Source organism: Bacillus sp. PK6-013 (assembly GCF_054161445.1).
The window spans coordinates 3,602,915-3,627,949 of sequence record NZ_CP096417.1 but is presented as its reverse complement, the minus strand read 5'-3'; the positions used below and the strand labels follow the sequence as shown (position 1 = coordinate 3,627,949).

The window sequence follows — 25,035 nt, the reverse complement described above, 5'->3', positions numbered from 1 at the left end:
CTTCAAGCTGCGCTTTACTGTTTATAAAGGTCGGCGGACAACATCCAATCCATCAAATGCTGATACGGATAATAGGTTGTGCCATTTAATTCAATTTTAGGTATGTCAGGATATTTACTCAGCATTTCTTTCGTTTCTACTTTACTTAAACCTAAATAATAATGTAAATCGCCTTCTTTGACTAAATAGGGATAGCCTGAATAACTCCCTTTTGGGTTTTTAAAGTTTTTCAAGCCGTCACCGATAAAATAGCCTAAAGCCGCTAAACCAAGCCCGATCCAAAACAGGTTCATTTCCATGTTTACCATCCTTTTCGCATATTGCTTTATCTGTCATACGAAAAGCGTTGAAAAAAGTTTCAAGGTCAAAGGCTTTGCCGGTTCAGCATCTCATAAAGAACGACGGCATGGTTATGGCGCTCATCCTTTGCACCGTAAAGCAGAATAACGGTTTCGTCCGCAGCCATTTCTTTTAATTCCTTGAAGCTTCTCTGTTTTTCAGGCTGTTGTTTGATTTCATTTTGATAGGCTTCTTTAAACGATTCGAATTTTTTCGGGTCATGACCGAACCATTTTCTTAAATCAGGACTTGGAGCGATTTCTTTCATCCAGCAGTCAAGGTTCGCTTTTTCTTTTGAAATGCCGCGCGGCCACACACGGTCGATTAAAATGCGGCGTCCTTCTGCTTGCTGGTTTTCTTGATAAATGCGCTGGAGAATAAACGGCATTTGGATCACTCCTTCTCATTTTATGATAAAACGGCCGTCTGGAAGGAACAACCTCTATTGAAATGACAATGCCAACATTCCTTTTATTCGATGGAATGTTTTAAAGAACTGTACATTTGGCTGACGCTTTCATCGATTTCATCTCTTGACATCCGCAAGGCTTTTTCCGATCTGGCATAGCCGATTTCTAATCGGCCTTCTTCCAGCCCTTTAAAAATCGCATCGGCAAATTCATCCAAAGGAGCTCCGGAATCATGCAGTCCGACACCGCCCAGGTCTGTATTGACCGCGGGAGGAGCGACCTCTATGACCTCAACGCCGGCCTCGGAAAGCTGATGTCTTAAACTCATCGTAAAAGAATGGAGAGCGGCTTTTGTCGATGAGTAGATCGGTGCGATCGCCATCGGTGTAAACGCCAGGCCTGATGTCACATTGATGATCGCTGTTTTCCCCGGTTTTTTGGCAAAGTATTGGCTAAAGAGCATGGCCAGGTGGATCGGTGCCTCCATGTTGACGGTGATTTCTTTTTTGTAGTCAGCCCAATTGTCTATGACATCTGCTTTTAAAATGTGGTAGCGCTGCTGTATACCCGCATTATTCACAAGTACGTTTACGCCAGGGTGACGTTCTTTGACCCATTCAAATAATGCCAGTCGTTCCGTTTCATCGGTTACATCGCATACACGCGTGATCAGCTCCGGATATTTTTCCTTTGCTTCTTTCAACTTGCTTTCCCTTCTCCCGCAGACGATGACCGTATTTCCCGATTTCATAAATCGTTCGGCAAAAGCAAAGCCGATTCCTGATGCGCCGCCTGTGATCAGTACTGTGTGTCCCGACAGTTTCATTGAAATCCCTCTTTTCCGTCAAATTTTTAAACAATAAGTTGAACATCTCTTCTGATCCTATACTAGACCCTTCATTTTCCAAAATGCAAGTATTCCGATTAGACGGTATCGTCCGATTCCATTATCATTGAAAAGTGAAAGGGGTGGAATAAAATGTATGAAACGACTGTCGAAACGTGCTTTGGAAAGCTGAAAGGCAGAACGGAAAACGGTGTCCGTATCTTTAAAGGCGTACCTTTCGCAAAACCTCCCGTCGGCAAGTTAAGGTTTCGGGAACCGCAGCGAATGGAAGCCTGGGAAGGTGAGCGGGAGGCTTTTCAATTTGGTCCGGTTTGTCCGCAGCCTGACAGGGGGTTGCCTGGTGAGTCAACGGGGGTTGAAAAGTCTGAGGATTGCCTTTATTTAAATGTGTACGCACCTGAAGAGGCGGATGGGGATCTGCCTGTTATGGTGTGGATTCATGGGGGCGCTTTTTATCTCGGAGCCGGCAGTGAACCGTTCTATGACGGGACTCAGCTCGCAAAGCAGGGAAAGGTGATCGTGGTCACCATCAATTATCGCCTCGGTCCGTTCGGTTTTTTGCATCTTTCTGCAATTGATGATTCCTACACAAGCAACCTTGGCCTCTTGGATCAAATCGCGGCCCTTGAGTGGGTGAAAGAAAATATCGCTTTCTTTGGCGGAGACCGTCATCATATTACGGTATTTGGAGAATCGGCGGGATCGATGAGCATCGCTTCGCTCTTGGCGATGCCGAAAGCAAAGGGGCTTTTTCAACAGGCCATTATGGAAAGCGGGGCCGCCGCAACATTGTCTGAAAAGCTTGCGAAAGCCGCAGCAGAAAGATTCTTAACGATTCTCGATATTGATCATCATCATCTGGAGCGCCTTTGCGATGTATCTGATCAAGAACTTCTTCAAGCCGCCGATCAGCTGCGTACTTTAATGGGAGAAAATATTTTTGAATTGATCTTTCAGCCTGCACTTGACGAAAAAACCCTCCCGCTGAAGCCGGAGGCCGCCGTCGCGAAGGGTGCGGCAAAAGGAATCGGTCTATTAATCGGAACAAACTGCGATGAAGGCGCTTTGTTTTTTGCCTCTGATTCGGAACTTTTGCCTGAGAGGAAGATTAATGAGATTTTAGAAGAATACATGGGAAAAGAGGCCGCTGAAGCCGCCGCGCCTCTGTATCCGAGATCATTGAAAGGCCATGTTGATATGATGACAGATCTAGTCTTTTGGCATCCGTCCGTTGTGTTCGCTTCGGCTCAATCACGACATGCATCTGTCTTTATGTACCGGTTTGACTGGCATGCCGATTCGGAGCATCCGCCGTTCAACAAAGCGGTGCACGGCTTAGAGATTCCGTTTGTATTTGGCAATATGGACAGTTTGGAACAGCTGACAGGTACGAAGGCTGGGGAGGAAGCGCATCTGCTTGCTAAACAGATCCAGGCTGCCTGGGTGTCTTTTGCCCGCTCCGGAAATCCGAGCACCGATGATGTCAGCTGGCCTGATTATGATGAAGATTCACGGAAAACGCTGATTTTTGATCAAGAGATCGCGATTGAAAACGACCCGTATTCAGAGAAGAGGAAGCTGTTGACAGCCTCAAACCTGCAGGTTTAGAACAAGCGGCTGACCACAGGTCAGCCGCTTTGGTGGTAGCGTTCGCTTTGAATGGCTTCAAGCGATTTGCCGCGCGTTTCCGGCGCCATACGGAGCCCGATGATCATATGAATGACGAGAAATGCAATCATGACGGCGCCGGCTGTTTTAAAGCCCAATCCCGTAATCATCGCAGGAACGATCAATGAGATGAGCCCGACGCCGATGCGGACGATGAAGAACATAAAGCCTTGGGCGAGCGCCCTGTATTTCGTATGAAAAAGTTCTGCCGCCCACAGCCCGTAAAACGCCTGCGCTCCAAATCCCGCAGAAATGCCCCACAGGCATACGAATAATAAAAGCTCCGTGATGTTCATCGTACCGAAGGTGAGGATGACCCATGCGGCGGTTGCCATGGCTGCTCCTATGCCAAAAAGCGTTTTCCGATTGACTTTATCGCCGAGACGGATAAAGACGAAGTATGTGGACGCCACTGTCAAAATCCATAAAAATGCCTGCAGCAGGTTGGCTTGCGCCGCTGTTAAACCGCCGACCGTCTCATAAATATACGGCATGAAATATCCCATTGTTCCGGCAACAAGGTTCCAAAACGCGTAAATTCCGATAAGGAGAATCATGGCGTGGAGGTTCGCTTTGTTGGTCAACAGCTCTTTGATCGATGCCTTTTCTGCAACTCCTTTTGCTTTGTCTTCAGCTTCTTTTCGCTTTTGCTCCTCCCAGATGGACGATTCGTGAATCTGCTGCTGCAAAATCCACGTGATGACCGCGACAACGAATAATTGGGCAAAAATCAACCGGCTTCCCAGCAAACCGAGCGGTGCCAAGGCAACCGATAGCAGCAGCGTAAGCGCCGGTCCGACCGACCATGCCAGCTGCCCCCAGCCGACGCGTCCGGCGCGTTCGTGATCAGGCGCCTCCTCGGCAATATAAGTCCAAGCAGCCGGAATCGCTGCGCCCACCGCAATTCCCGTCACGATGTAACCGGTTAAAAGCATCGGAAAATTAAACGACACGGCAATCAGCAAAACGCCAAGCATATAGACTAATAAATCGTACTTGTATATGAATTTTCTCCCGTAACGGTCGACTAAAAAACCGCCGAGAAAAGCGCCGATCGCCGCGCCGAAACCATTTGCGCTTAAGGCGCCGAGAAGCCCGACCCGGGCGTCGTCCAACCCTAAATATTCAACCCATAACGAAAGCCCGCCGGCCCCTGCGACGATTGATCCCGCCTCCAAATAGTTGGACATGGCAACCGTGATCGTCGACTTCAAACTGCCTTTTTTTCTCCCTGGCATGATTCGCTCCCCTTTCAAATCAGAATTCTTTTCTGACAGAAGCCGGATTGATGCGTTGAATGCTGGATTTTTCTTTCGTGAGTCACGCGAATATGTAAGCGCTGTCATTTTCTGGTGATACCGACCCTGCATCCGTTCCAGCTTACATGCTGTTCCGAATGTTTTTCATATAGTATTACTTTATTCCGAAATCAAAAATAAATCAACATATAAATCAGAATATTCCGTCTGAATATTTTTGTTTTTGTTTGAAAATTTTTCTCGAAAAACTGCCATTATATCAATTTTTTATTAAAAAACCGAAACTTTTCCTCTGGAAAAATAGTATATTTAAACTAAGTATATTTTACTATAAGGAGGAGTTTTTAGATGAGTATATTAAGCAGGTTCAAAGACATTATGGCCAGCAATATTAACGCTTTGCTTGATAAAGCAGAGGACCCGGAAAAAATGGTGGATCAGTACGTCAGGAACTTAAACAGCGACTTAAACAAAGTAAAGGCGGAAACGGCGTCTGTCATGGCGGCCGAGCAAAGGGCAAAAAGAGAACTGGCGGATTGCCGGGCGGAAATCGACAAGCTTGAGCGCTATGCAATGAAGGCATTGGAAGCCGGCAGCGAGGCGGATGCCCGAACATTTTTAGAAAAGAAAGCGGTGCTGGAAACGAAGGGGTCCGAATTAGAAACTGCATTACAAACGGCGTCATCCAATGCGCTTCAAATGAAAAAAATGCACGATAAGCTTGTTTCTGATATCGGAGAGCTTGAAGCGCGTCGGGCCGCGATCAAAGCGAAATGGACAGCGGCGAAAACACAGGAAAGAATGAATAAACTCGGTGCATCTGCAGCGAATGCCAACCATTCAATGTCCGCTTTTGGCAGAATGGAAGAAAAGGCCAACCGGGCGCTTGATGAAGCGAATGCGATGGCTGAACTGAACGCCGCTCCTCAAGATGACGTAGAAGACCTGAAAGCTAAATATGACAGCCCCTCTGGTGTGGATGATGCGCTTGCCGCACTGAAAGCAAAAATGGCGGGTCAAAAGTCATAACAATTTGAAATGAATAAAGTGAGAGGTTAAGAGACATGGTGATTTCTTATAAATGTCCGGGCTGCGGGGATGACATGGCCTTTGACGCTGAATCCGGCACGCTGGCCTGCCGGAGCTGCGGGAGACAGGACAAGATTGAAAACATTCCGGAAGAATTAAAAACAGCGAGATTTACTGAAGACGAAGCAACAGAATATCATTGCCAAAACTGCGGCGCTATTTTGATCACTGAAAAAGAAACGACGGCTACCTCCTGCAGCTTTTGCGGGGGAGCGGCAGTGATCGCCGACCGCCTGTCCGGAAACCTTGCCCCGGCAAAGGTCATTCCTTTTACGATCAGCAAAGAGGAAGCGGCAGACGCGTTTCGCAAGTGGTGCAGAAAAGGGCTGTTAACACCAAAGGGCTTTATGTCGGCGGACCGGATTAAAAGCATCACAGGCATGTACGTTCCTTTCTGGATGTACGATTTAAACAGCAAAGTGCAGGTCAGCGCCCGCTGCACAAAGGTACATAGGTATACACAGGGCGACTACATCTATACGAAGACCGAACATTATGATGCGTTTCGCGATATCAATCTCGACTACATCAAAGTCCCGGTGGATGCATCAGAAAAGATGAACGATGATTTGATGGACAAATTGGAGCCTTATCCGTATGATCAGCTGAAAGATTTTAAAACCGCCTATTTGGCAGGCTACATCGCTGAAAAATATAATTACGATGATGAAGAGCTTTTTCCGCGGGCGAAAAGCAAAATCAGCGGCTACATCGAGTCATATATCGATTCCACCTTATCCGGATACAGCTCCGTCGATGTGAAAACGAAACACGTCGATACGCAAAAAATGAAAAGCTTTTATGTGCTTTTGCCCGTCTGGATGGTCAATTACAACTACAAACAAAAGGATTACATTTTTGCGATGAACGGACAAACGGGAAAAGTCGTCGGCAAGCCGCCGATCAGCTCATTTAAAGAAAAGATGTGGTTTAGCGGACTGGCTGTCTCCATATTTGCGGTCTGGAAAATCATCGCTGCTGTGATGGGAGGCGGGGCATGATGAGAAATTTATTGAGAAGCGCAATGATCCTATGTATGATTTTCCTTGTCTTCATCCCTATAGCCTCCGGTGCGGCAGCCTCTGAACAGAAGCGGTATGTTTATGATGAAGCCGGGCTTCTGACCAAACAGGAAATCGAGAAGCTGGAGACGCTGGCAGCCAAATTGGGAGCCGAACGGGAAACCGACTTTATCATTGTGACGACCGATGATACGAATGGCCGCGATGTAAAGAAATATGCGGAGGACTTCTATGACGAAAAAGCGCCCGGCTATCAGAAGAAGCATGGAAACGCAGCTGTGTTAACGGTTGATATGGAGCATAGAGAAGTCTATCTTGCCGGCTTTAAAAAGGCTGAAGAATATTTGAATGACGCCAGACTGGACAAAATTAGAGAAAAAATCACGCCGGATATATCTGGCAATCATTATGAGGCCGCATTCGAAATGTTTATGAAGGCGGCGTATGATGATATGGAGAAGAAACCATGGGCGGACAGCATCTTTTTTAAGACATGGTTTCAATTGCTTGTGTCAGCAGTCATCGCGGGAATTGCCGTCGCCATTATGAAATACAATTCAGGCGGCAGAGTGACCGTAAGTGCAAACACGTATATGAACGGTGATACTTCCGGAGTGATCAGAAAGAATGACGAGTACATCAGAACGACCGTCACAAAACAAAGAAAACCGTCCAATAATAAAAGCTCAGGCGGCGGAACGACGAGCGGAGGACATTCGCACAGCGGCAGCCGGGGAAGCTTTTAGAAAGGGAAAGGAAGAGCTCAAATGGTGTTTTTTAAAAATCAATTTGCAAATGTAGTAGAGTGGGATGAATTTCGCGATGATATGATTTTCTACAAATGGAACAACCGCGAAATCAAAAAGGGGAGCCGGCTGATCATTCGTCCCGGTCAGGATGCCGTCTTTTTAAACAATGGAAAAATCGAAGGCATATTCCAAGATGAAGGCGACTATGATATCGAATCTGAAATTATTCCTTTTTTATCTACTTTAAAAGGTTTTAAATTTGGCTTTAACAGCGGGATGCGCGCCGAAGTCCTGTTTGTCAATACGAAGGAGTTTACCGTCAAATGGGGGACGAAGAATGCCATCAATATCCCGGCTGCAGGACTACCGGGCGGCATGCCGATCAGAGCGAACGGCACATTTAATTTTAAGGTGAATGATTATGTCGCATTAATCGATAAAATTGCCGGTGTGAAAGATCAGTATGTTGTGGAAGATATCAAAATACGGATCACATCTATCCTTGATCAGCTTCTGATGAAGTGGATCACAAAAGAAGGAAAAGATATGTTCAACCTTCAAGCCAACGCCTTTGATATCGCAAAAGGGATCAAGGAAGACCTTGATATGGAGATTGTCAGCGACGGCATGACGGTTACAGGCTTTAACATCATGAGTTTCAATTATCCGAAAGAAATCCAGGACATGATCACGAAGAACGCTTCCCACGGCATGGTTGGCGATCTGAACAGATATCAGCAGATCTCCATGACAGACGGCATGGCGTCAGGAAAGATGACAGGCGGCGGTGCCGCATCCGATATGGCCGGCATGATGATGGGAATGAACGTAGCGAACCAAATGATGAATCAGATGAACCAAAATCAGCAGGCGCAGACACCAACGCCCCAAAGCACGCCGCAGGCAGGGACAAAGCCGAACTTCTGTCCAAACTGTGGAACGAAAACGGGTGAAGCCAACTTCTGTCCGAACTGCGGGCAGAAACTTGTGTAAGCTGGTATCTTCTTTGTGAATGCATGAATACCAGACCGGCATGATTGCCGGCAGACCAAGCTGGAAAACAAATGGAGCAGAAGCTGATCCTGATTCACAAGTCGGATCAATTGCATGATCAGAACGCCCGCCGTATTCTATATATAATAATGTGAGTGCCGGGTGAAAAGAATACGGCATACATCAATCAACGATGTACAGAATAATTAAAGGAAACAATGTGGAGGAAAAGCGACATGGAATTAGGCATCAGCACCTTTGTAGAAACGACCCCTGATATCAAAACCGGAAAAGCCATCAGCCATGCAGAGCGGCTGCGCGAAGTAGTGGAGGAGATCGTCCTTGCCGATCAGGTGGGCTTGGATGTATTCGGAGTTGGAGAGCATCATCGTCAAGATTACGCAGCTTCTTCTCCTGCCGTCGTCCTGGCCGCAGCGGCTGCACAGACGAAGCGCATCAGATTAACGAGCGCGGTCACCGTGCTGTCGTCGGCTGATCCCGTCCGTGTTTTTCAGGATTTTGCGACGCTCGACGGGATTTCAAACGGCAGGGCGGAAATCATGGCGGGCCGAGGGTCTTTCATCGAATCCTTTCCGCTGTTTGGATATGATTTAGATGATTATAATGAGCTCTTTGAAGAAAAGCTTGATCTGCTGCTCGAGCTGCAAAAGTCGGAAAGGGTCACATGGAGCGGCAAACATCGTCCGGCTATTCAAAATACAGGCGTGTACCCGCGCCCTGTGCAGAATCCGCTGCCCGTATGGATCGGAAGCGGCGGAAACCAGGAATCCGTCGTGCGCGCCGGCCTGCTCGGCCTGCCGCTGGTTCTCGCGATTATCGGGGGGAGTCCGCAGCATTTCGCCCCGCTTGTTGAGCTTTATTACAAAGCGGCGGAACATGCAGGGCATGATGCCTCAAAGCTGACAGTCGCTTCCCATTCCCACGGCTTTATTGCGGAGGATACCGAGACGGCCGCCGATCGGTTTTTCCCTTCCACCCAGCAGGCTATGAATACACTCGCGAGGGAGCGGGGCTGGGGGCCGTACAGCCGGTCGAGCTTCGATGCAGCCAGAAGCTTTGAAGGGGCGCTCTATGTAGGCGATCCCGAGACGGTGGCGGAAAAAATTATTCACCTGCGGAAGAATGTCGGGATCACCCGCTTTTTGCTTCACGTTCCGGTCGGTTCGATGCCGCACGAAGATGTCATGAAGGCGATTGAACTTTTTGGAACAAAAACGGCGCCGCTCGTCAGGGAAGAAGTATCCCGCTGGGAGGCAACCGAAAGATCATAATTGTAAAAGGCCCGCGCTTTCTTTGCGCGGGCCTTTTATTTCATATAATGCTTTTTGAAATCCGGATGAATCGAAAATTTTCGGCGCAAATGGATCAGGTTTTCGCCGAAACTTTCCTCCAATACCTCTCTGTGCTTCTTCATGATTTCCATCAGATACAGATCATGAATCATCACTTCGGTAATCGGCATCACCAAGCCTACATGCATCGTCCAGGCTGCGCGGCTGTCTTTCCCGTGCGAGACAATGCCGGCCACGACTTCCGAATCGTCGACGCTGAATACAAGCCAGCGTCCGTCGTACTCTTCTGTAATTTGCGTGCTGCTGTCATGGAGATAGACATTGGCGAAATCAGCTTCAATGTCGCCGTACGCAATGATGGTGACGATGACGCCTTTTTTTGCGGCCTGCTTTAGTTCAGGCTCCAATTCAGGAAAATCCTCTTTCCAAATTTCGAGGAGAATCCTTTTTCCGGCTGATGATATACAAGCCTTTACTTTATCGATAATCTCGCTTCGTCCGGTGATGTTCCAAATATTTTCCCGGTCATTTGCAGTGCGCTCAAACTTCTCGAAATATTTTTCTGCCTGTTCAAAAGTCTCTTCCGCTTTCAGCCGCCGGTTTTTAATCAGTTCCTTGGCGGGAACGGGGATGTACTGCGGTGTGCCGCCGTAGCTGACAAAGATATCGCCGCGGATCACGAGGCTCTCCAGCACTTCGTATATTTTCGACCGGGGAACACCCGATTTTTTTGCCACCGCATAGCCTGTCAGCGGCGATTCTTCCAAAAGCGCCAAGTATGCTTTCGACTCATACTCGGTGAAATTCAGGTTTTTCAGTACGTCTAATATGTTTTCCTTCATAAGCCCTCCAGCTTCAACAAGAGTCGCTACCTTTGTCACTCATATTTTGCTGGATGTATTGATTTATTTCAAGTCCGCTGATACACTTTTTAATAAGTGGTTACTAAAGTAGTCACTATATAAACCAGTATGGGGAGGAGACATCTGATGGATAGCCTGCTGTCATACATATCGATTGCCGCCATGATGGTGGTGATACCAGGAGCCGATACGATGCTTGTGGTGAAAAACACGCTTCGCTACGGGCCGAACGCCGGGCGCTGCAATGTTCTCGGTTTGGCGACAGGGCTTTCTTTCTGGACGCTGATTGCCGTTCTCGGCTTAGCGGTGGTGATTGCGAAATCGGTGATTCTGTTCAATACGATCAAATACTTGGGGGCGGCCTATTTAATATATTTAGGCATTAAAAGCTTTTTCGCGAAAAAAATGTTTTCTTTGGAGGACATACAAGCCGAGAAGAACAAAACCGAAAACGCATCAAGCCGGCATTATAAGGATTCGTTTATGCAAGGATTGTTCAGCAACGTTCTGAATCCGAAAACTGTTTTGGTTTATATCACGATTATGCCTCAATTTATTAATTTAAGAGAAAGCGTCAACCAGCAGTTGATCATCCTCGCTTTAATCCTTACCTTTCTTGCTGTGTTTTGGTTCCTCATCCTCGTATATTTGATCGATTTCGCAAAAAAATGGCTGAGAAGCGTGAAATTCCAGAAGGTCTTTCAAAAAGCCGCGGGGCTGGTGCTTGTTGGGTTTGGCGTTAAAACGGGTTTGGATTGATATCGGATAAGGAGTGAGTTTTTGACTCGCTCTTTTTTTTGTTTATTTGTCAACGATTATAGGGTGGAATAAGTGAGATAAAACAGATGTCTATGGTTATTCGTTGACATTTTGACAACGGTTCTATATATTTAGTACCGACTTGGCCTTTTGGCTGATAGATTGATACATTTTTAGTGTGAGAGGAGAAAGGCTCGTGGATGAACAAAAGAAAAATCAGCTGGGGGCGCTGCTGAAAGAGCATTTGCGAAAAAGATCATTATCTTTAAGAGAATTGAGCGAACGCACTCAAATCGATAAAGCGACCATCTCAAGAATCATCAATGGCAAAAGAAAAGCAAACCTGAACCATTTGCAAAGGTTTTCAGAAAGTCTCGGCGTTTCTTTTGATGAGATGATGACAGCGGCCGGCTATGCGATCGAGAAGACGAGGGAAAGCGAACGTCAGGATATTCACTCGTCAGTTGCCGAAATTGAAGATGTTTTGCAAACCTCAAATGTCTATGATCGGTCCTTTACCACGGAAGAACTGAAAAACAAATTGAATGAGTACGAACAATATTCCCAGACGGAAGAAGGAAAGCGTACCATTCTGGCTGAGTTTGAATCCAAAGTCGAGAAAGTCGCCGGCATTGGTCCTTTTCTGACCCGTTTGCACGATATGTACAGCCGATTTACCTCAGGGCGGGGGACGCCGCGTGAATTGCTGCTGATGGGCGGCGCTTTGCTGTATTTCATCGTTTCTGTTGATGTCATACCGGATTATATTTTTCCAATCGGCTATATTGATGATGCCGCAGCGGTTCAATTCGTTTTCAACCAGCTGTCACATAAATCATGATGGAGCATGTTACAGATGAAAAGAAAGCCTATCAACATTGACGTCAGCCTTCTGCTCATTCTATTTTGTTTGTTTATCATCAGTCTGCTGGCCGTTTACAGCGGGTCCGGCCAGTATGAAACACAGGACCCTTTTTATTTTGCGAAACGGCAGGTTTTTTGGTATCTTGTCGGGTTTGGCGTCATGGCGGGAACGGCCTACATCGACTATGAGCTGCTAGAACGATTGGCGCTTCGTTTATTTGCGGGAGCCGTTTTTCTTCTGATTCTCGTTCATTTTTTTGGAACTTATAAAAATGGTTCACAAAGGTGGATCAGCTTCGGAGTCATCGAAATCCAGCCTTCAGAATTTATGAAGATCATTTTGATTCTTCTGTTGGCTTCGATACTCAACCAATTTCAGCATAAAAGGTTCTCCTTCACGGAGAGCATCATACCGACGGGGAAAATCATGGTGTACACGGTGATTCCGTTTTTCTTCATATTGGTACAGCCTGATTTAGGGTCAGCATTGGTGATTTTGTCGATCGCATTCACGTTGATGCTTGTCTCGGGGATTTCGGGGAGAATGATCATGTCCCTGTCGCTTGGATTCATGGGATTGGTCGCCTTTTTGACGTATTTGCACAATCATTACTTTGAGATTTTTTCAAAGATAATTAAGCCTCACCAGCTTGACCGGATATACGGCTGGCTCAGTCCTCATGAACATGCTTCTACATATGGATACCAGCTGACGCAGGCGTTATTGGGGATCGGATCGGGCCAGATGTCAGGAAGCGGCTTTACTCATGGAACCCAAGTGCAGGGAGGGAAGATTCCGGAGGCTCATACCGATTTTATTTTCGCCGTGATTGGTGAAGAATTCGGCTTTTTAGGTGCCGTCACATTAGTCTGTCTCTATTTTCTGATGATCTACAGAATCATCAGGATCGCGATCTCGTCCAACAGTCTGTTCGGTCTTTATATATGTGCGGGGGTTGCGGGGTTGATTGTATTCCAAGTGTTCCAAAATATCGGGATGACGATCGGGTTAATGCCGATCACAGGGCTCGCTCTTCCGTTTATCAGCTATGGCGGCAGCGCGCTGCTGACCAACATGATCGCCTTAGGTCTCGTTTTCAGTGTGAATATCAGATCTAAACATTACATGTTTGGGAATGACTGGGGATGAAGGTGCGCAAAATGATTCTTTCCCATCTAAAGAAACTGGATTATGTATTGATTGCTTCGGTTCTGTTTTTATCCTCGTTTGGCTTGCTGATGGTATACAGTGCCGGCTACCCCCTCGGATATATGAAGTATCATGATGGCAGCTATTTTTTTATGAAGCAGCTGCAGTGGCTGCTCATCGGTTTGACCTTTTTTTCGGCTGCCGTCTTTTTCCCTTACAAAGCTTACAGCAAACTCATCCGTTTTTTGGTGAAGCTTTCTTTTTTGCTGCTGATTCTCGTTTTGCTGCCGGGAATCGGGATGGAGAAAAACAATTCTCAAAGGTGGATTCAACTCGGTTCGCTCATGATCCAGCCGTCCGAGGCTGTGAAGCTAGTGATGGTTATTTATTTCGCCTATGTGTATGCAAAAAAGCAGAGATACATCGCCGATTTTGGAAAGGGCGTCATGCCGCCGCTGATCATTTTGGCCGCTGTATTTTTTTTGATTTTAAAACAGCCCGACTTGGGCACCGCTGTTTCGATCCTGTTAAGCTGCGGAGCGGTTCTGTTGTGCGCCGGTCTCAGAATACGGCACTTGCTGCTTCTCGGAACAATGGCAGGGGCGGGCATCGCATATTTTGCTATGACAGCGTCGTACCGGTTAAAAAGGCTGACATCGTTCAGCGATCCTTTTCAAAATGAAAACGGAGACGGCTACCAGTTGATCAATTCCTACCTTGCCATTGATTCGGGCGGGGTATGGGGGAATGGATTGGGGAACAGCGTTCAAAAGCTGGGGTTTCTTCCTGAAGCCCATACGGATTTTATCATGGCGGTCATCAGTGAAGAACTCGGCGGTGTCGGGCTGTTGATGATCATCGGGGCCTACCTGTTGATCATGTTAAGAGGTGTTAAGATCGCTGCGCAAATCGATGATCCGTTTGGAAAGCTGCTGGCGGTCGGCATTACATTCCAGATCATGATTCAGGCATTATTTAACCTGGGCGCTGTTTTCGGCCTTCTTCCCATTACCGGAATTCCTCTTCCGTTTGTCAGCTACGGAGGTTCTTCGTTAATGTTCATGCTGACGTCAGCCGGGATATTGGTCAACCTCTCCTCACATGTAAAGCGGGGAGTAAAAAAAGAGGGGCCTTTCTGATGTAGAAAGGCCTTTTCCCGATTTTGAAGTTACGATTGACCAGATGATCCTGTCATCAGGAATTTATCTTCTCATATCGCATTTGACCGTGACTCCATTTTTATATAAACGCATCCATATTGATAAATAAAGGAAATCGTGATATATTCAAGGTGTGAAACAGAATAATCTTTAGATGAATGCGTAAACTGAAAAAAACCGGAAGATGCGGCAACATCTACCGGAAGCAACAGAGAGGCTCCGTAAAAAGGAGTCGGCTCTATTTTTAGATCCCAATTAAAAAGTAAGATCGTCTTGGTGTGGGAATCAAGGGCGATCTTACTTTTTTTTGTCGTTCGATGACAGAATTGCCACGACAAGAATGCCGAAAGAGACCATGAGTTGCAACGCCTCTGATACTGTCACATGCTCACCCCCTTTCTCTCCAAGAGATGGAGGGTGAGCCGACCGCCCTTATATAGAACCGAACTGTTGCTACCCCTTATTATACCAAAAAGAAGAGGCGTTTCCATAAATGCCCTTTGTCAAGTGAATTTGAAAAAACGCAGTTTTTTAAATTTTTGCGGTCAAATACCGCTTTTTAGCCAAAAACCCTGCAAATTTTTCCGTGCAAAAAAGGCCGGTTCATAAAACCGGGCCTTTTTTGATCTGTCTCATTTGTTCATTTATGCGGGACACGCGGCAAAAATTTGAAAGGTAACGCCGAACGGATCGGTGACAATGCCGTAAGCGGGACTGAAATAAGTCTCCTTCAGCTCAAGCTTGACCTCGCCCCGCTCGCTCAGCTTGCCGAACAGCCGCTTGGCCGAAGAAACGTCAGCTGCCGTTACGCAAATGGACAATTGGTTTCCACTTTGGAAAGGCAGTTCAGGAATGATGTCGGCGATCATCATGACGGCGTCGCCGATTGTCAAAACGGCGTGTGCGATGAAATCCAATTCGTCATCCTTAAAATTCGCCGCCTCATCTGCGGGGCCTTCGCCAATCGTCTGACTGAACTTTACTTCAGCCTCGAGTACATCACGATAATAATCAATCGCTTCCTTCGCTCTTCCATTCATCAGGATGTAAGGTGTAAATTGCGTTTTCATAGAGCGAACATCTCCTTTTTTTGTTGATCTAAGAAGATTGTATATTATAATGGTGACAACTTATGTCATGGTTAAAAAATGATTGGAGGTTTTCATGTCTAAAGCGAAACGATTGAATGAAATGATCATGATGCTAAACCAAAAAAAACGATTTACGGTCGGGGAGCTGGCGCAGGAATTCGGCGTTTCCAAGAGAACGGTTTTAAGGGATTTGCAAGAGCTCAGCGAAATGGGGGTGCCCCTCTATTCTGAAACCGGCCCCCACGGAGGGTATCAAGTGTTAAATGAAAGGATTCTTCCTCCCATCGCCTTCAGCGAGAACGAAGCGATCGCCATCTTCTTTGCGATCGATGCGCTGAAGCATTATATATCCCTGCCGTTTGACGCTCAGTACGACTCCATCAAAAAGAAATTTTATTTGAACCTTACAGGAGACATCCGGGATGCGATTGACAGTATGAAGGATCGCGTTGCTTTTTATACGCCTTATGAGCAAAAAGACGACATTCCGGTCTTAAAGGTGCTGCTTGAAGCGGCAGTTCAGCAAAAGGTGTTGATCATCGAATATGAAGCAAACGGTGCAGCAAGCAAGAGAAACATTCAGCCGATCGGAATCTATGCCAATCAAGGGAAGTGGTATTGCCCGGCTTACTGTTTTTTAAGACAAGACTACCGTATCTTCAGGTGTGACCGGATTAAGCGGGCCGAGCTTGATGAACATACGGCCCCGCTTGATTTGACCGATCTTAATTTAAAGAACCGTTTTTCAGCTGTGTCCCGGCCAAGGGAGACATTGGAATTATCAGCGGAGCTGACAAAAAAAGGAGTAGAACGGCACGGTTCACTCAAATGGCCACACCTTGAGCTGGATGTAAAAGAAGACGGGTCCGGCGTGCTGAAAGGAGAAATCGCGCCGAAGGATATTGATTTTTTTGCGGATTATTTCATTTCATTCGGCCGGGAAGCAATTATTCAGAAGCCTTCCGAATTAATCGAAAGGATGAAGCGGACATTATCCGACATGCTGAAACAATACGGCTAAAATGAAGACTCCGGTCAGACTGATCACGAAGACCCCAGCCTGCGTTTTTCCTGCATTTACAGCCCCTCAAAAAAAGCGTGAAGACGCACGTCTCATTCATCATTCCGTTAACGACACTCTCAGGAATTGAGAGTGTCTTATTTTTGCCGTCAGAAGAAATTTTTACCCAAAAAAGTTGACGGGGGATTTAAAAGTGGGTATCATTACAAATATGAAATAAATATTACATTTGTGTTACAAAAGAAAATGATATGTTACGAGTTTAAAAGAAGATTGACAAAGGAGCATGCTTATGAAAAAAGCGATGGCTATTTTAGGATTCCTTGTACTCACAGCATCGCTGCTATTCATCATCAATAAAGGAACATCTCAAATAAACGCTTCACAAAATAGAAAAGCCGCGATTCACACGGAATATTACAAAGACATCAGTTCGCTTTCTTTTCCGGTATTCAGCGATTTGAAGGAAGAAGATGCCCAGCTGGCCAACGAAGCGGTAAAACTTCATTTAAAAAACTCTTATAAAGAATTTCAAAAAATCGTTAAAGATGCCGAAAAGAAGGATAAGGACGAGGAGAACGTCTATGAAACGTCCTACAAAGTCAAATACAACGAGGAAGGCAAACTGAGTTTTTTAATCTATGACTATCAGTTCTCCGGCGGCGCGCACGGCATGTACACCGCTACATCCTACAACTTTGACTTTGACAAGCGCAAACAAGTCGTGCTGACTGACGTATTAAACAATCAGGCAAAAATCGAAAAAGCAAAAAACTATATTTTCAGCTATATCAACGAACATCCGGAACAGTTTTATTCTGATCTTAAAAAGAGCGATATCCGCTTGGATGAACACACGGCTTTCTATTATACAAGCAGCGGAATTTCAATTGTATTTCAGCAGTATGATATCGCCCCGTATGCGGCCGGAAATCAGGAAATAAAGCTTCCGTCGACGCTTTTATATTAGTCCCGTTATGAGAAACAATATTTGTAATAGAAACAGAGAAAGCAAGTCATGAAACAGGAGAGTGAGCAGCGATGTCTGGCAAACCATCATTTCGATGGGTTAAAATGTTGATTTTTTTAACGATATTAATAGGTTTGGCGGGGTACTCTTACAATAAGGTGTCAAGCAACAGTCAAGAGCCCCCTCAACCAAAAAAAGACGGCGCACAATCCGGCCTCGGCGTCGAATCCATGGTCAGCGACAGCAAACAAGAGCGGTATGCCATCCACTATCCGGTATTTCGCATAAAAGAAATCGATGAACAAATAAAAGATTATGTGAATCAAGAATTGGCCAGTTTTAAAGAGGATAATGCAAAGGCCCAGGCTCAGCATGAAGACGGGCCTTTTGAACTGAACATCAAATATAAGGTTGTCTATTACACAAAAGATGCAGCCAGTGTGGTGCTGAATCAATACATAGAGGCCGGGGGCGTTTCGGGTACAACGTCTGTCAAGACGTTTAACGCCGATTTAAAACAGAAAAAGCTGCTGTCCCTTCAAGACCTGTTCGAAGAAAATTCAGATTTTCTGAACAGGATTTCAAGCATTGCCTATCAGGAATTGAAAAATCGGAATCCGTCTGCCGACACGGCTTTATTAAAAGAAGGGACAAGCCCTCAGGAAGAGCATTTCAGCCGCTTCGCGCTCCTGGAAAACGAAGTCGAATTTTATTTTGAGAAAAAACAAACCGGTCTTGAGCAGTCTGTAAAAATAAAAAAAGAATGGGTAAAAGATATTTTAAAAGACCAATATCAGGATATGAAAAAGAGCCGTCTTCAGGCCAAACGAGAGCAGGAGCCTGTCCCCCTTCCGAAACAGGCGAAAATAAATCCTGATGAAAAAGTGATTGCTCTCACATTTGATGACGGCCCGAATCCCGCTACAACGAATAAAATATTGAATGCTTTACAAAAGCATGAAGGGCATGCGACCTTCTTTGTGCTTGGAAGCAGAGCCCAATATTATCCCGAAACGATAAAACGGATGCTGAAGGAAGGAAACGAAGTCGGCAACCATTCCTGGGACCATCCGTTATTGACAAGGCTGTCAAATGAAAAAGCGTATCAGGAAATTAACGACACGCAAGAAATGATCGAAAAAATCAGCGGACACCAGCCGGCACATTTGCGCCCTCCATATGGCGGAATCAATGATTCCGTCCGCTCGCTTTCCAATCTGAAGGTCTCGTTGTGGGATGTTGATCCGGAAGATTGGAAGTACAGAAATAAACAAAAGATTGTCAATCATGTCATGAGTCATGCGGGAGACGGAAAAATCGTCTTAATGCACGATATTTATGCAACGTCCGCAGAAGCGGCGGAAGAGATTATTAAAAAGCTGAAAGCAAAGGGCTATCAATTGGTAACTGTATCTCAGCTTGAAGAAGTGAAGAAGCAGAGAGGATATTGAATAAATGAGAAGAAAGCGCCATATCGGCGCTTTTCTGTTGCAAGAAAATATAGGGAAAACGATATTTGTTAAAAATTCCAAATATTTATACAATAGCATGTGTTTCACTTTGAAAGGGGAGAGGAAAATCATGAAACAACACAAACGGCTTTATGCCCGATTGCTGCCGCTGTTATTTGCGCTCATCTTCTTGCTGCCTCACTCTGCAGCAGCGGCGGCAAGTCTTAATGGGACGCTGATGCAGTATTTTGAGTGGTACATGCCAAATGATGGCCAACATTGGAAACGCTTACAAAATGACTCGGCATATTTGGCTGAACACGGTATTACTGCCGTCTGGATTCCCCCGGCATATAAGGGAACGAGTCAAGACGATGTAGGCTACGGCGCTTACGATCTGTATGATTTAGGGGAGTTTCATCAAAAAGGGACGGTTCGGACAAAGTACGGCACAAAGGGAGAACTGCAATCTGCGATCAACAGTCTTCATTCCCGGGACATCAACGTTTACGGCGATGTAGTCATCAACCACAAAGGCGGCGCTGATGCGACCGAATATGTAACGGCTGTTGAAGTCGATCCCGCCGACCGCAACCGCGTAACATCAGGAGAACAGCGAATCAAAGCGTGGACACATTTTCAATTCCCGGGGCGCGGCAGCACATACAGCGCTTTCAAATGGTATTGGTACCATTTTGACGGAACCGATTGGGACGAGTCCCGAAAGCTGAACCGCATCTATAAGTTTCAAGGAAAGGCATGGGATTGGGAAGTTTCCAATGAAAACGGCAACTATGATTACTTGATGTATGCCGACATCGATTATGATCATCCTGATGTCACGGCAGAAATAAAGAGATGGGGAACGTGGTATGCCAATGAGCTGCAATTGGACGGATTCCGCCTTGATGCCGTCAAACACATTAAATTTTCTTTTTTGCGGGATTGGGTCAATCATGTCAGGGAAAAAACAGGGAAGGAAATGTTTACGGTAGCTGAATATTGGCAGAATGACTTAGGTGCGCTGGAAAACTATTTGAACAAAACAAACTTTAATCATTCAGTGTTTGACGTGCCGCTTCATTACCAGTTCCATGCTGCATCGACACAGGGAGGCGGCTATGATATGAGGAAATTGCTGAACGGAACAGTCGTTTCCAAGCATCCTGTGAAAGCGGTTACGTTTGTTGATAACCATGATACACAGCCGGGGCAATCGCTTGAGTCGACTGTCCAAACATGGTTTAAGCCGCTGGCTTACGCTTTTATTTTGACAAGAGAAGCAGGCTACCCGCAGATTTTCTACGGGGATATGTACGGGACGAAAGGAGCCTCGCAGCGCGAAATTCCTGCCCTGAAACACAAAATCGAACCGATCTTAAAAGCGAGAAAACAATATGCGTACGGAGCACAGCATGATTATTTCGATCATCATAACATTGTCGGCTGGACGAGGGAAGGCGACAGCTCGGTTGCAAATTCCGGTTTGGCGGCGTTAATAACAGACGGACCCGGCGGGACAAAGCGAATGTATGTCGGCCGGCAAAACGCCGGTGAGACATGGCATGACATCACCGGAAACCGTTCCGATTCTGTTGTCATCAATGCAGAAGGCTGGGGAGAGTTTCACGTAAACGGCGGATCGGTTTCGATCTATGTTCAAAGATAGAAGAAAAGAGTGATAGGACGGATTTCCTAAAGGAGATCCGTTTTTTTATTTTCTCCTTCTTATAAAATTTCTTTGATTCCATCTTATAATTAATTTTAACAAGGTGTCATCAGCCCTCAGGAAGGACTAGCTGACAGTTTGAATCGTATAGGTAAGGCGGGGATGAAATGGCAACGTTATCTGATGTAGCAAAGAAAGCAAATGTATCGAAAATGACGGTATCGCGGGTGATCAATCATCCTGAGACTGTGACGGATGAATTGAAAAAGCTTGTTCATTCCGCAATGAAGGAGCTCAATTATATACCGAACTATGCAGCAAGAGCGCTCGTTCAAAACAGAACACAGGTCGTCAAGCTGCTCATACTGGAAGAAATGGATACGACTGAACCTTATTATATGAACCTGTTAACGGGAATCAGCCGCGAGCTGGACCGTCACCATTATGCTTTGCAGCTTGTCACAAGGAAATCTCTCAATATCGGCCAGTGTGACGGCATTATAGCGACGGGATTGAGAAAAGCCGATTTTGAAGGGCTGATTAAAGTATTTGAAAAGCCTGTCGTTGTATTTGGCCAAAATGAAATGGGCTATGATTTTATTGATGTTAACAATGAAAAAGGTACCTATATGGCAACACGCCACGTCATTGGGCTGGGCGTCCGCAATGTCGTCTTTTTTGGAATTGATTTGGATGAACCCTTTGAACGGTCAAGGGAAAAAGGCTACCTTCAGGCGATGGAAGGCAGTCTGAAAAAAGCGGCGATTTTCCGGATGGAAAACAGTTCGAAAAAAAGTGAAGCACGCGCACTGGAAGTGCTGGCATCCCTTGATGCACCGGCAGCCGTGGTTTGCGCTTCCGACCGCATCGCGCTCGGGGTCATCCGCGCGGCGCAATCGCTCGGCAAAAAAATTCCGGAAGATGTCGCAGTTACCGGCTATGACGGGGTGTTTCTCGACCGGATCGCTTCGCCTCGCCTGACGACGATCAGACAGCCTGTTGTTGAAATGGGAGAGGCTTGCGCCAGAATCCTGCTGAAAAAAATCAATGAAGACGGAGCGTCGCAAGGCAATCAATTTTTTGAGCCGGAACTTATTGTCCGGGAATCGACTTTGTAAGGGTCTCATTCTGTTACCGGTAACAAGCTGAAAATGATTGTTCCTGTTATGCCGTCATGATAATTTCAGAATAAAAGCCGGTTTATCACAGCCGGACAACCAAAAAGGGGGAAACATGATGGAATATGCAGCGATTCATCATCAGCCTTTCAGCTCTGATGCCTATTCTTACGATGGAAGGACATTGCACATCAAAATCCGTACAAAAAAGAATGACGCCGATCACGTACGCTTCATTTGGGGAGATCCTTACGAATACACCGGCCGCACATGGAAAGCGAACGACCTTGCGATGGCGAAAATTGCCGCGACAAGCACGCATGATTACTGGTTTGCCGAAGTGGCGCCTCCATTCAGGCGTCTGCAATACGGGTTTATCCTTACAGGCGCTGATGGTCAAGACACTTTTTACGGAAGCAGTGGTGCCTGTCCGTTTGCCGGAAAAGCGGCAGATATGGCCAAGTACTGTTTTAAATTTCCGTTTGTTCATGAGGCAGATACGTTTAATGCACCCGACTGGGTCAAATCAACCGTCTGGTATCAAATTTTTCCGGAGCGCTTTGCCAGCGGCCGAGAGGATTTGTCTCCGGAAAACGCTTTGCCGTGGGGAAGCAAGGACCCCGAGGTGGACGATTTTTTCGGAGGGGATTTGCAGGGGATCATAGACAAACTGGACTATCTGGAAGACTTGGGGGTAGGCGGCATTTATTTGACGCCGATCTTTGCCGCGCCTTCCAACCATAAATACGATACATTGGACTATTGCTCGATCGATCCGCATTTTGGCGATGAGGAACTCTTTCGCACGCTGGTCAGCCGGCTTCACGAGCGGGGAATGAAGATCATGCTTGACGCTGTTTTTAATCACATCGGCAGCGCTTCGCGAGAGTGGCAGGATGTCGTCAAAAACGGTGAAAAGTCCCGTTATAAAGACTGGTTTCATGTTCATTCTTTCCCTGTTAAAGAAGGCGGCTACGATACATTTGCGTTTACGCCCGAGATGCCGAAGCTCAATACCGCCAACCCGGAAGTTCAGGCTTATTTACTTGATATCGCGCTGTACTGGATACGCGAATTTGATATCGACGGCTGGCGTTTGGATGTGGCGAATGAAGTCGATCATGCGTTTTGGAAGAAGTTCCGTCAAGCCGTTACTGCAGAAAAGCCCGACATTTTTATATTGGGCGAAATCTGGCATCAGGCTGATCCGTGGCTTAGAGGAGACGAATTTCATTCGGTTATGAACTACCCGTTCACAGAACCGATGATTGACTATTTTGCAGACGGATCGATTTCAGCTTCGCAAATGGCGAGCCGCATCAATTCGCATCTCATGAGCGGGATGAAGCAGGTCAATGAGGTGATGTTTAATTTGCTGGACAGCCATGACACGAAGCGGATTTTGACAAGATGCGGAGGAGATGAGAAAAAAGTACGCTCTCTTTTGGCATTTATGTTTGCTCAGACAGGCTCGCCGTGCATTTATTACGGAACCGAAATCGGGCTGGACGGCGGGGATGACCCATTGTGCCGGAAGTGCATGGTTTGGGAAGAAGAGAAACAGAATCAAGAGATGCTCACATTTATGAAACGGCTGATCGCTTTGCGAAAACAAGAAAATGATGTATTGACATATGGAACGCTCGAGTGGAGGCTGGTTGACGACGAAAATGATTTTGTCAGTTTTTCCCGAACGGATGAAGGAAAAGAGCTGATCTACTTCTTCCACCAGGGCAGCGAGGTGCGCCGTGTCAGATTGCGGGATTTGAAGATTGCAAGCGACAAAAGAATATATGATGCGTGGTCGGAAGAAGCGCTCCATCATGATGATGCGGTCGACATACAGCCAGGCGGGTTTTTCATTTTGGGGGCGGTTTAAATTCTGTTACCGGTAACAGAATTTAAACTATTGTAACCGCTTTCTATCGAGGATTACAATTGTCTCAGATTCTAAGATAGAAGGGGGAAAAAAGATGCAACATTTAAAAAAAGGATTTTTAGCGATGCTGGCGACAGTTCTGCTGTTCGGTCTTGCCGCCTGTTCAAGTTCAAAGGAAACGGGGGGCAACGGCGGGAAAAAAGTGCTGACCGTGTCTGTAGAAGAGGTCTATAAACCTTACGTTGAAAGCATAAAGGAAGGTTTTGAAAAAGAGAATGATGTGACAGTCAAAATTGTTGAAAAGCCAATGTTCGATCAGCTTGAAGCGCTTCCTCTTGACGGCCCGGCAGGCAATGCGCCCGATGTCATGCTTGCGGCATACGACCGTATCGGCGGCTTAGGACAGCAAGGGCATTTGCTGGAAGTCAAACCGTCTGAGACTAAAAGCTTCGGCGACAAAGAAATGCAGCAAGTAACAGTTGACGGAAAAGTCTACGGAATCCCGCTTGTTATTGAAACTCTCGTACTCTATTACAACAAAGACCTGTTAAAAGCGCCGCCAAAAACCTTTAACGAGCTTGAGGATTTAACAAAAGACAAGAGGTTCGCTTTTTCTTCGGAAAAAGGAAAATCGACCGCTTTTCTCGCAAAGTGGACGGACTTTTACATGTCATACGGTTTAATGGCGGGATACGGGGGATATGTATTCGGAGCTGACGGCACGGATTCCGGAGACATCGGTCTGAACAACAAGGGGGCCGTGGAAGCGGTGGAATACGCCGAGAAATGGTTCAGTGAATATTGGCCGAAAGGCATGCAGGACAATACGAGCGCTGACGATTTTATCCAGCAGACCTTTATGGACGGAAAAGCAGCTGCTGTTATCGGAGGTCCATGGTCGGCTTCCAATTATAAAGAAGCCGGTTTGAACTACGGTGCCGCGAAAATCCCGACATTGCCAAACGGAAAAGAATATGCCCCGTTTGCAGGCGGAAAAGGCTGGGTCGCCTCTAAATATACGAAAGAGGCAGAGCTTGCTGAAAAGTGGCTGCAATATGCCGCAAATGACGAAAATGCTTACCGTTTTTATGAAGATACGAACGAAGTTCCGGCCAACCTCGCCGCACGAAAAAAAGCAGGGGAGCAAAAAAGCGAGCTGACGTCGGCGGTCATCACACAATACGAAACGGCGACTCCGACTCCGAACATTCCGGAGATGGCCGAGGTGTGGACAGGTGCAGAAAGCCTGATATTTGACGCGGCAGCAGGGAAAAAATCGGCACAGCAATCAGCGGATGATGCCGTCCGTGTAATTAAAGAAAACATTAAAGAAAAGTATGTGAAATAAAAC

General features: G+C 46.3%; 24 protein-coding genes. 17 read left to right on the top strand and 7 right to left on the bottom strand.

The window, feature by feature from the left end:
- Positions 1-14 precede the first annotated feature (14 nt).
- The 3 genes from M1E03_RS18300 to M1E03_RS18290 all read right to left on the bottom strand — a co-directional run bounded on the left by M1E03_RS18300 (position 15) and on the right by M1E03_RS18290 (position 1,575).
- Positions 15-299: a hypothetical protein gene (locus M1E03_RS18300; RefSeq protein WP_020450376.1), complete on the bottom strand. Its 285-nt coding sequence runs from the start codon at positions 297-299 to the stop codon at positions 15-17.
- A 65-nt stretch (positions 300-364) separates the two neighbouring features.
- A complete protein-coding gene (locus M1E03_RS18295) occupies positions 365-727 on the bottom strand; it encodes a DUF488 domain-containing protein (RefSeq protein ID WP_035337100.1) in 363 nt (120 codons plus the stop codon).
- Between the two features lie 83 nt (positions 728-810).
- Positions 811-1,575: an SDR family oxidoreductase gene (locus M1E03_RS18290; protein WP_023855545.1), complete on the bottom strand. Its 765-nt coding sequence runs from the start codon at positions 1,573-1,575 to the stop codon at positions 811-813.
- 153 nt (positions 1,576-1,728) lie between these two features.
- On the opposite strand from M1E03_RS18290, the gene M1E03_RS18285 reads away from it, so the two are divergent.
- Complete coding sequence (locus M1E03_RS18285; protein WP_328031789.1) at positions 1,729-3,204, top strand: carboxylesterase/lipase family protein; 1,476 nt, start codon at positions 1,729-1,731, stop codon at positions 3,202-3,204.
- Between the two features lie 20 nt (positions 3,205-3,224).
- Here the strand turns inward: M1E03_RS18285 and M1E03_RS18280 are convergent, their stop codons facing one another.
- The gene (locus tag M1E03_RS18280) at positions 3,225-4,502 is read right to left on the bottom strand and encodes an MFS transporter (RefSeq protein ID WP_020450380.1); all 1,278 of its coding nucleotides are present in this window, start codon (positions 4,500-4,502) and stop codon (positions 3,225-3,227) included.
- Between the two features lie 369 nt (positions 4,503-4,871).
- Here M1E03_RS18280 and M1E03_RS18275 point away from each other — a divergent pair, with 369 nt between their 5' ends.
- The 5 genes from M1E03_RS18275 (at position 4,872) to M1E03_RS18255 (ending at position 9,668) form a co-directional block, all read left to right on the top strand.
- A complete protein-coding gene (locus M1E03_RS18275) occupies positions 4,872-5,552 on the top strand; it encodes a PspA/IM30 family protein (RefSeq protein ID WP_039073312.1) in 681 nt (226 codons plus the stop codon).
- A gap of 35 nt (positions 5,553-5,587) precedes the next feature.
- Positions 5,588-6,613 carry a TFIIB-type zinc ribbon-containing protein gene (locus M1E03_RS18270; protein ID WP_458110553.1) on the top strand — a complete coding sequence of 342 codons (1,026 nt, stop codon included), beginning with the start codon at positions 5,588-5,590 and terminating at the stop codon, positions 6,611-6,613.
- The gene (locus M1E03_RS18265) at positions 6,613-7,380 is read left to right on the top strand and encodes a TPM domain-containing protein (protein ID WP_080131556.1); all 768 of its coding nucleotides are present in this window, start codon (positions 6,613-6,615) and stop codon (positions 7,378-7,380) included. Before M1E03_RS18270 ends, M1E03_RS18265 begins: the two co-directional genes overlap by 1 nt.
- 21 nt (positions 7,381-7,401) lie before the next feature.
- Positions 7,402-8,376: an SPFH domain-containing protein gene (locus M1E03_RS18260; protein WP_103750426.1), complete on the top strand. Its 975-nt coding sequence runs from the start codon at positions 7,402-7,404 to the stop codon at positions 8,374-8,376.
- A gap of 236 nt (positions 8,377-8,612) precedes the next feature.
- Positions 8,613-9,668 carry an LLM class flavin-dependent oxidoreductase gene (locus tag M1E03_RS18255; RefSeq protein ID WP_026578962.1) on the top strand — a complete coding sequence of 352 codons (1,056 nt, stop codon included), beginning with the start codon at positions 8,613-8,615 and terminating at the stop codon, positions 9,666-9,668.
- A 35-nt stretch (positions 9,669-9,703) separates the two neighbouring features.
- Here the strand turns inward: M1E03_RS18255 and M1E03_RS18250 are convergent, their stop codons facing one another.
- The gene (locus tag M1E03_RS18250) at positions 9,704-10,531 is read right to left on the bottom strand and encodes a TrmB family transcriptional regulator (RefSeq protein WP_020450386.1); all 828 of its coding nucleotides are present in this window, start codon (positions 10,529-10,531) and stop codon (positions 9,704-9,706) included.
- A gap of 147 nt (positions 10,532-10,678) precedes the next feature.
- On the opposite strand from M1E03_RS18250, the gene M1E03_RS18245 reads away from it, so the two are divergent.
- From M1E03_RS18245 to ftsW, 4 genes are all read left to right on the top strand, one after another.
- On the top strand, positions 10,679-11,311 hold the full coding sequence (locus tag M1E03_RS18245) for a homoserine/threonine efflux transporter (protein WP_020450387.1): 633 nt from the start codon (positions 10,679-10,681) through the stop codon (positions 11,309-11,311).
- Positions 11,312-11,507: 196 nt separating this feature from the next.
- Entirely contained in the window at positions 11,508-12,152 is a 645-nt protein-coding gene (locus tag M1E03_RS18240; protein ID WP_020450388.1) for a helix-turn-helix domain-containing protein, read from the top strand.
- A 15-nt stretch (positions 12,153-12,167) separates the two neighbouring features.
- Complete coding sequence (gene rodA / locus M1E03_RS18235; RefSeq protein WP_020450389.1) at positions 12,168-13,325, top strand: rod shape-determining protein RodA; 1,158 nt, start codon at positions 12,168-12,170, stop codon at positions 13,323-13,325.
- Entirely contained in the window at positions 13,322-14,464 is a 1,143-nt protein-coding gene (gene ftsW / locus M1E03_RS18230) for a putative lipid II flippase FtsW (protein ID WP_080131262.1), read from the top strand. The genes rodA and ftsW overlap by 4 nt, the downstream gene beginning before the upstream one ends.
- Positions 14,465-14,782: 318 nt before the next feature.
- On the opposite strand, the gene M1E03_RS18225 is transcribed toward ftsW, so the two are convergent.
- Together M1E03_RS18225 and M1E03_RS18220 are read right to left on the bottom strand one after the other, a co-directional pair.
- Positions 14,783-14,842, bottom strand: coding sequence for a hypothetical protein (locus M1E03_RS18225; RefSeq protein ID WP_219192634.1), 60 nt, complete (start codon positions 14,840-14,842; stop codon positions 14,783-14,785).
- A 287-nt stretch (positions 14,843-15,129) separates the two neighbouring features.
- Entirely contained in the window at positions 15,130-15,555 is a 426-nt protein-coding gene (locus M1E03_RS18220) for a VOC family protein (protein ID WP_458110552.1), read from the bottom strand.
- Positions 15,556-15,649: 94 nt separating this feature from the next.
- Between M1E03_RS18220 and M1E03_RS18215 the strand changes: the two genes are divergently transcribed.
- From M1E03_RS18215 to M1E03_RS18185, 7 genes are all read left to right on the top strand, one after another.
- Entirely contained in the window at positions 15,650-16,597 is a 948-nt protein-coding gene (locus M1E03_RS18215) for a helix-turn-helix transcriptional regulator (protein WP_458110551.1), read from the top strand.
- Between the two features lie 292 nt (positions 16,598-16,889).
- A complete protein-coding gene (locus tag M1E03_RS18210; RefSeq protein WP_020450395.1) occupies positions 16,890-17,567 on the top strand; it encodes a DUF3298 and DUF4163 domain-containing protein in 678 nt (225 codons plus the stop codon).
- 71 nt (positions 17,568-17,638) lie between these two features.
- Positions 17,639-19,018: a polysaccharide deacetylase family protein gene (locus M1E03_RS18205; RefSeq protein ID WP_039073307.1), complete on the top strand. Its 1,380-nt coding sequence runs from the start codon at positions 17,639-17,641 to the stop codon at positions 19,016-19,018.
- A 130-nt stretch (positions 19,019-19,148) separates the two neighbouring features.
- Positions 19,149-20,687, top strand: a complete 1,539-nt coding sequence (gene amyS, locus M1E03_RS18200; RefSeq protein ID WP_458110550.1) for an alpha-amylase — start codon at positions 19,149-19,151, stop codon at positions 20,685-20,687.
- A gap of 167 nt (positions 20,688-20,854) precedes the next feature.
- Complete coding sequence (locus M1E03_RS18195; RefSeq protein WP_020450398.1) at positions 20,855-21,805, top strand: LacI family DNA-binding transcriptional regulator; 951 nt, start codon at positions 20,855-20,857, stop codon at positions 21,803-21,805.
- Positions 21,806-21,920: 115 nt separating this feature from the next.
- On the top strand, positions 21,921-23,684 hold the full coding sequence (locus M1E03_RS18190; RefSeq protein ID WP_458110549.1) for a glycoside hydrolase family 13 protein: 1,764 nt from the start codon (positions 21,921-21,923) through the stop codon (positions 23,682-23,684).
- A 94-nt stretch (positions 23,685-23,778) separates the two neighbouring features.
- Positions 23,779-25,032: an extracellular solute-binding protein gene (locus tag M1E03_RS18185; protein ID WP_026578955.1), complete on the top strand. Its 1,254-nt coding sequence runs from the start codon at positions 23,779-23,781 to the stop codon at positions 25,030-25,032.
- Positions 25,033-25,035 lie beyond the last annotated feature (3 nt).

Coding starts and splice junctions, on each gene's coding strand:
- M1E03_RS18300 (WP_020450376.1), bottom strand. CDS start 299: ATGGAAATGAACCTGTTTTGGATCGGGCTTGGTTTAGCGGCTTTAGGC.
- M1E03_RS18295 (WP_035337100.1), bottom strand. CDS start 727: ATGCCGTTTATTCTCCAGCGCATTTATCAAGAAAACCAGCAAGCAGAA.
- M1E03_RS18290 (WP_023855545.1), bottom strand. CDS start 1,575: ATGAAACTGTCGGGACACACAGTACTGATCACAGGCGGCGCATCAGGA.
- M1E03_RS18285 (WP_328031789.1), top strand. CDS start 1,729: ATGTATGAAACGACTGTCGAAACGTGCTTTGGAAAGCTGAAAGGCAGA.
- M1E03_RS18280 (WP_020450380.1), bottom strand. CDS start 4,502: ATGCCAGGGAGAAAAAAAGGCAGTTTGAAGTCGACGATCACGGTTGCC.
- M1E03_RS18275 (WP_039073312.1), top strand. CDS start 4,872: ATGAGTATATTAAGCAGGTTCAAAGACATTATGGCCAGCAATATTAAC.
- M1E03_RS18270 (WP_458110553.1), top strand. CDS start 5,588: ATGGTGATTTCTTATAAATGTCCGGGCTGCGGGGATGACATGGCCTTT.
- M1E03_RS18265 (WP_080131556.1), top strand. CDS start 6,613: ATGAGAAATTTATTGAGAAGCGCAATGATCCTATGTATGATTTTCCTT.
- M1E03_RS18260 (WP_103750426.1), top strand. CDS start 7,402: ATGGTGTTTTTTAAAAATCAATTTGCAAATGTAGTAGAGTGGGATGAA.
- M1E03_RS18255 (WP_026578962.1), top strand. CDS start 8,613: ATGGAATTAGGCATCAGCACCTTTGTAGAAACGACCCCTGATATCAAA.
- M1E03_RS18250 (WP_020450386.1), bottom strand. CDS start 10,531: ATGAAGGAAAACATATTAGACGTACTGAAAAACCTGAATTTCACCGAG.
- M1E03_RS18245 (WP_020450387.1), top strand. CDS start 10,679: ATGGATAGCCTGCTGTCATACATATCGATTGCCGCCATGATGGTGGTG.
- rodA (WP_020450389.1), top strand. CDS start 12,168: ATGAAAAGAAAGCCTATCAACATTGACGTCAGCCTTCTGCTCATTCTA.
- ftsW (WP_080131262.1), top strand. CDS start 13,322: ATGAAGGTGCGCAAAATGATTCTTTCCCATCTAAAGAAACTGGATTAT.
- M1E03_RS18220 (WP_458110552.1), bottom strand. CDS start 15,555: ATGAAAACGCAATTTACACCTTACATCCTGATGAATGGAAGAGCGAAG.
- M1E03_RS18215 (WP_458110551.1), top strand. CDS start 15,650: ATGTCTAAAGCGAAACGATTGAATGAAATGATCATGATGCTAAACCAA.
- M1E03_RS18210 (WP_020450395.1), top strand. CDS start 16,890: ATGAAAAAAGCGATGGCTATTTTAGGATTCCTTGTACTCACAGCATCG.
- M1E03_RS18205 (WP_039073307.1), top strand. CDS start 17,639: ATGTCTGGCAAACCATCATTTCGATGGGTTAAAATGTTGATTTTTTTA.
- amyS (WP_458110550.1), top strand. CDS start 19,149: ATGAAACAACACAAACGGCTTTATGCCCGATTGCTGCCGCTGTTATTT.
- M1E03_RS18195 (WP_020450398.1), top strand. CDS start 20,855: ATGGCAACGTTATCTGATGTAGCAAAGAAAGCAAATGTATCGAAAATG.
- M1E03_RS18190 (WP_458110549.1), top strand. CDS start 21,921: ATGATGGAATATGCAGCGATTCATCATCAGCCTTTCAGCTCTGATGCC.
- M1E03_RS18185 (WP_026578955.1), top strand. CDS start 23,779: ATGCAACATTTAAAAAAAGGATTTTTAGCGATGCTGGCGACAGTTCTG.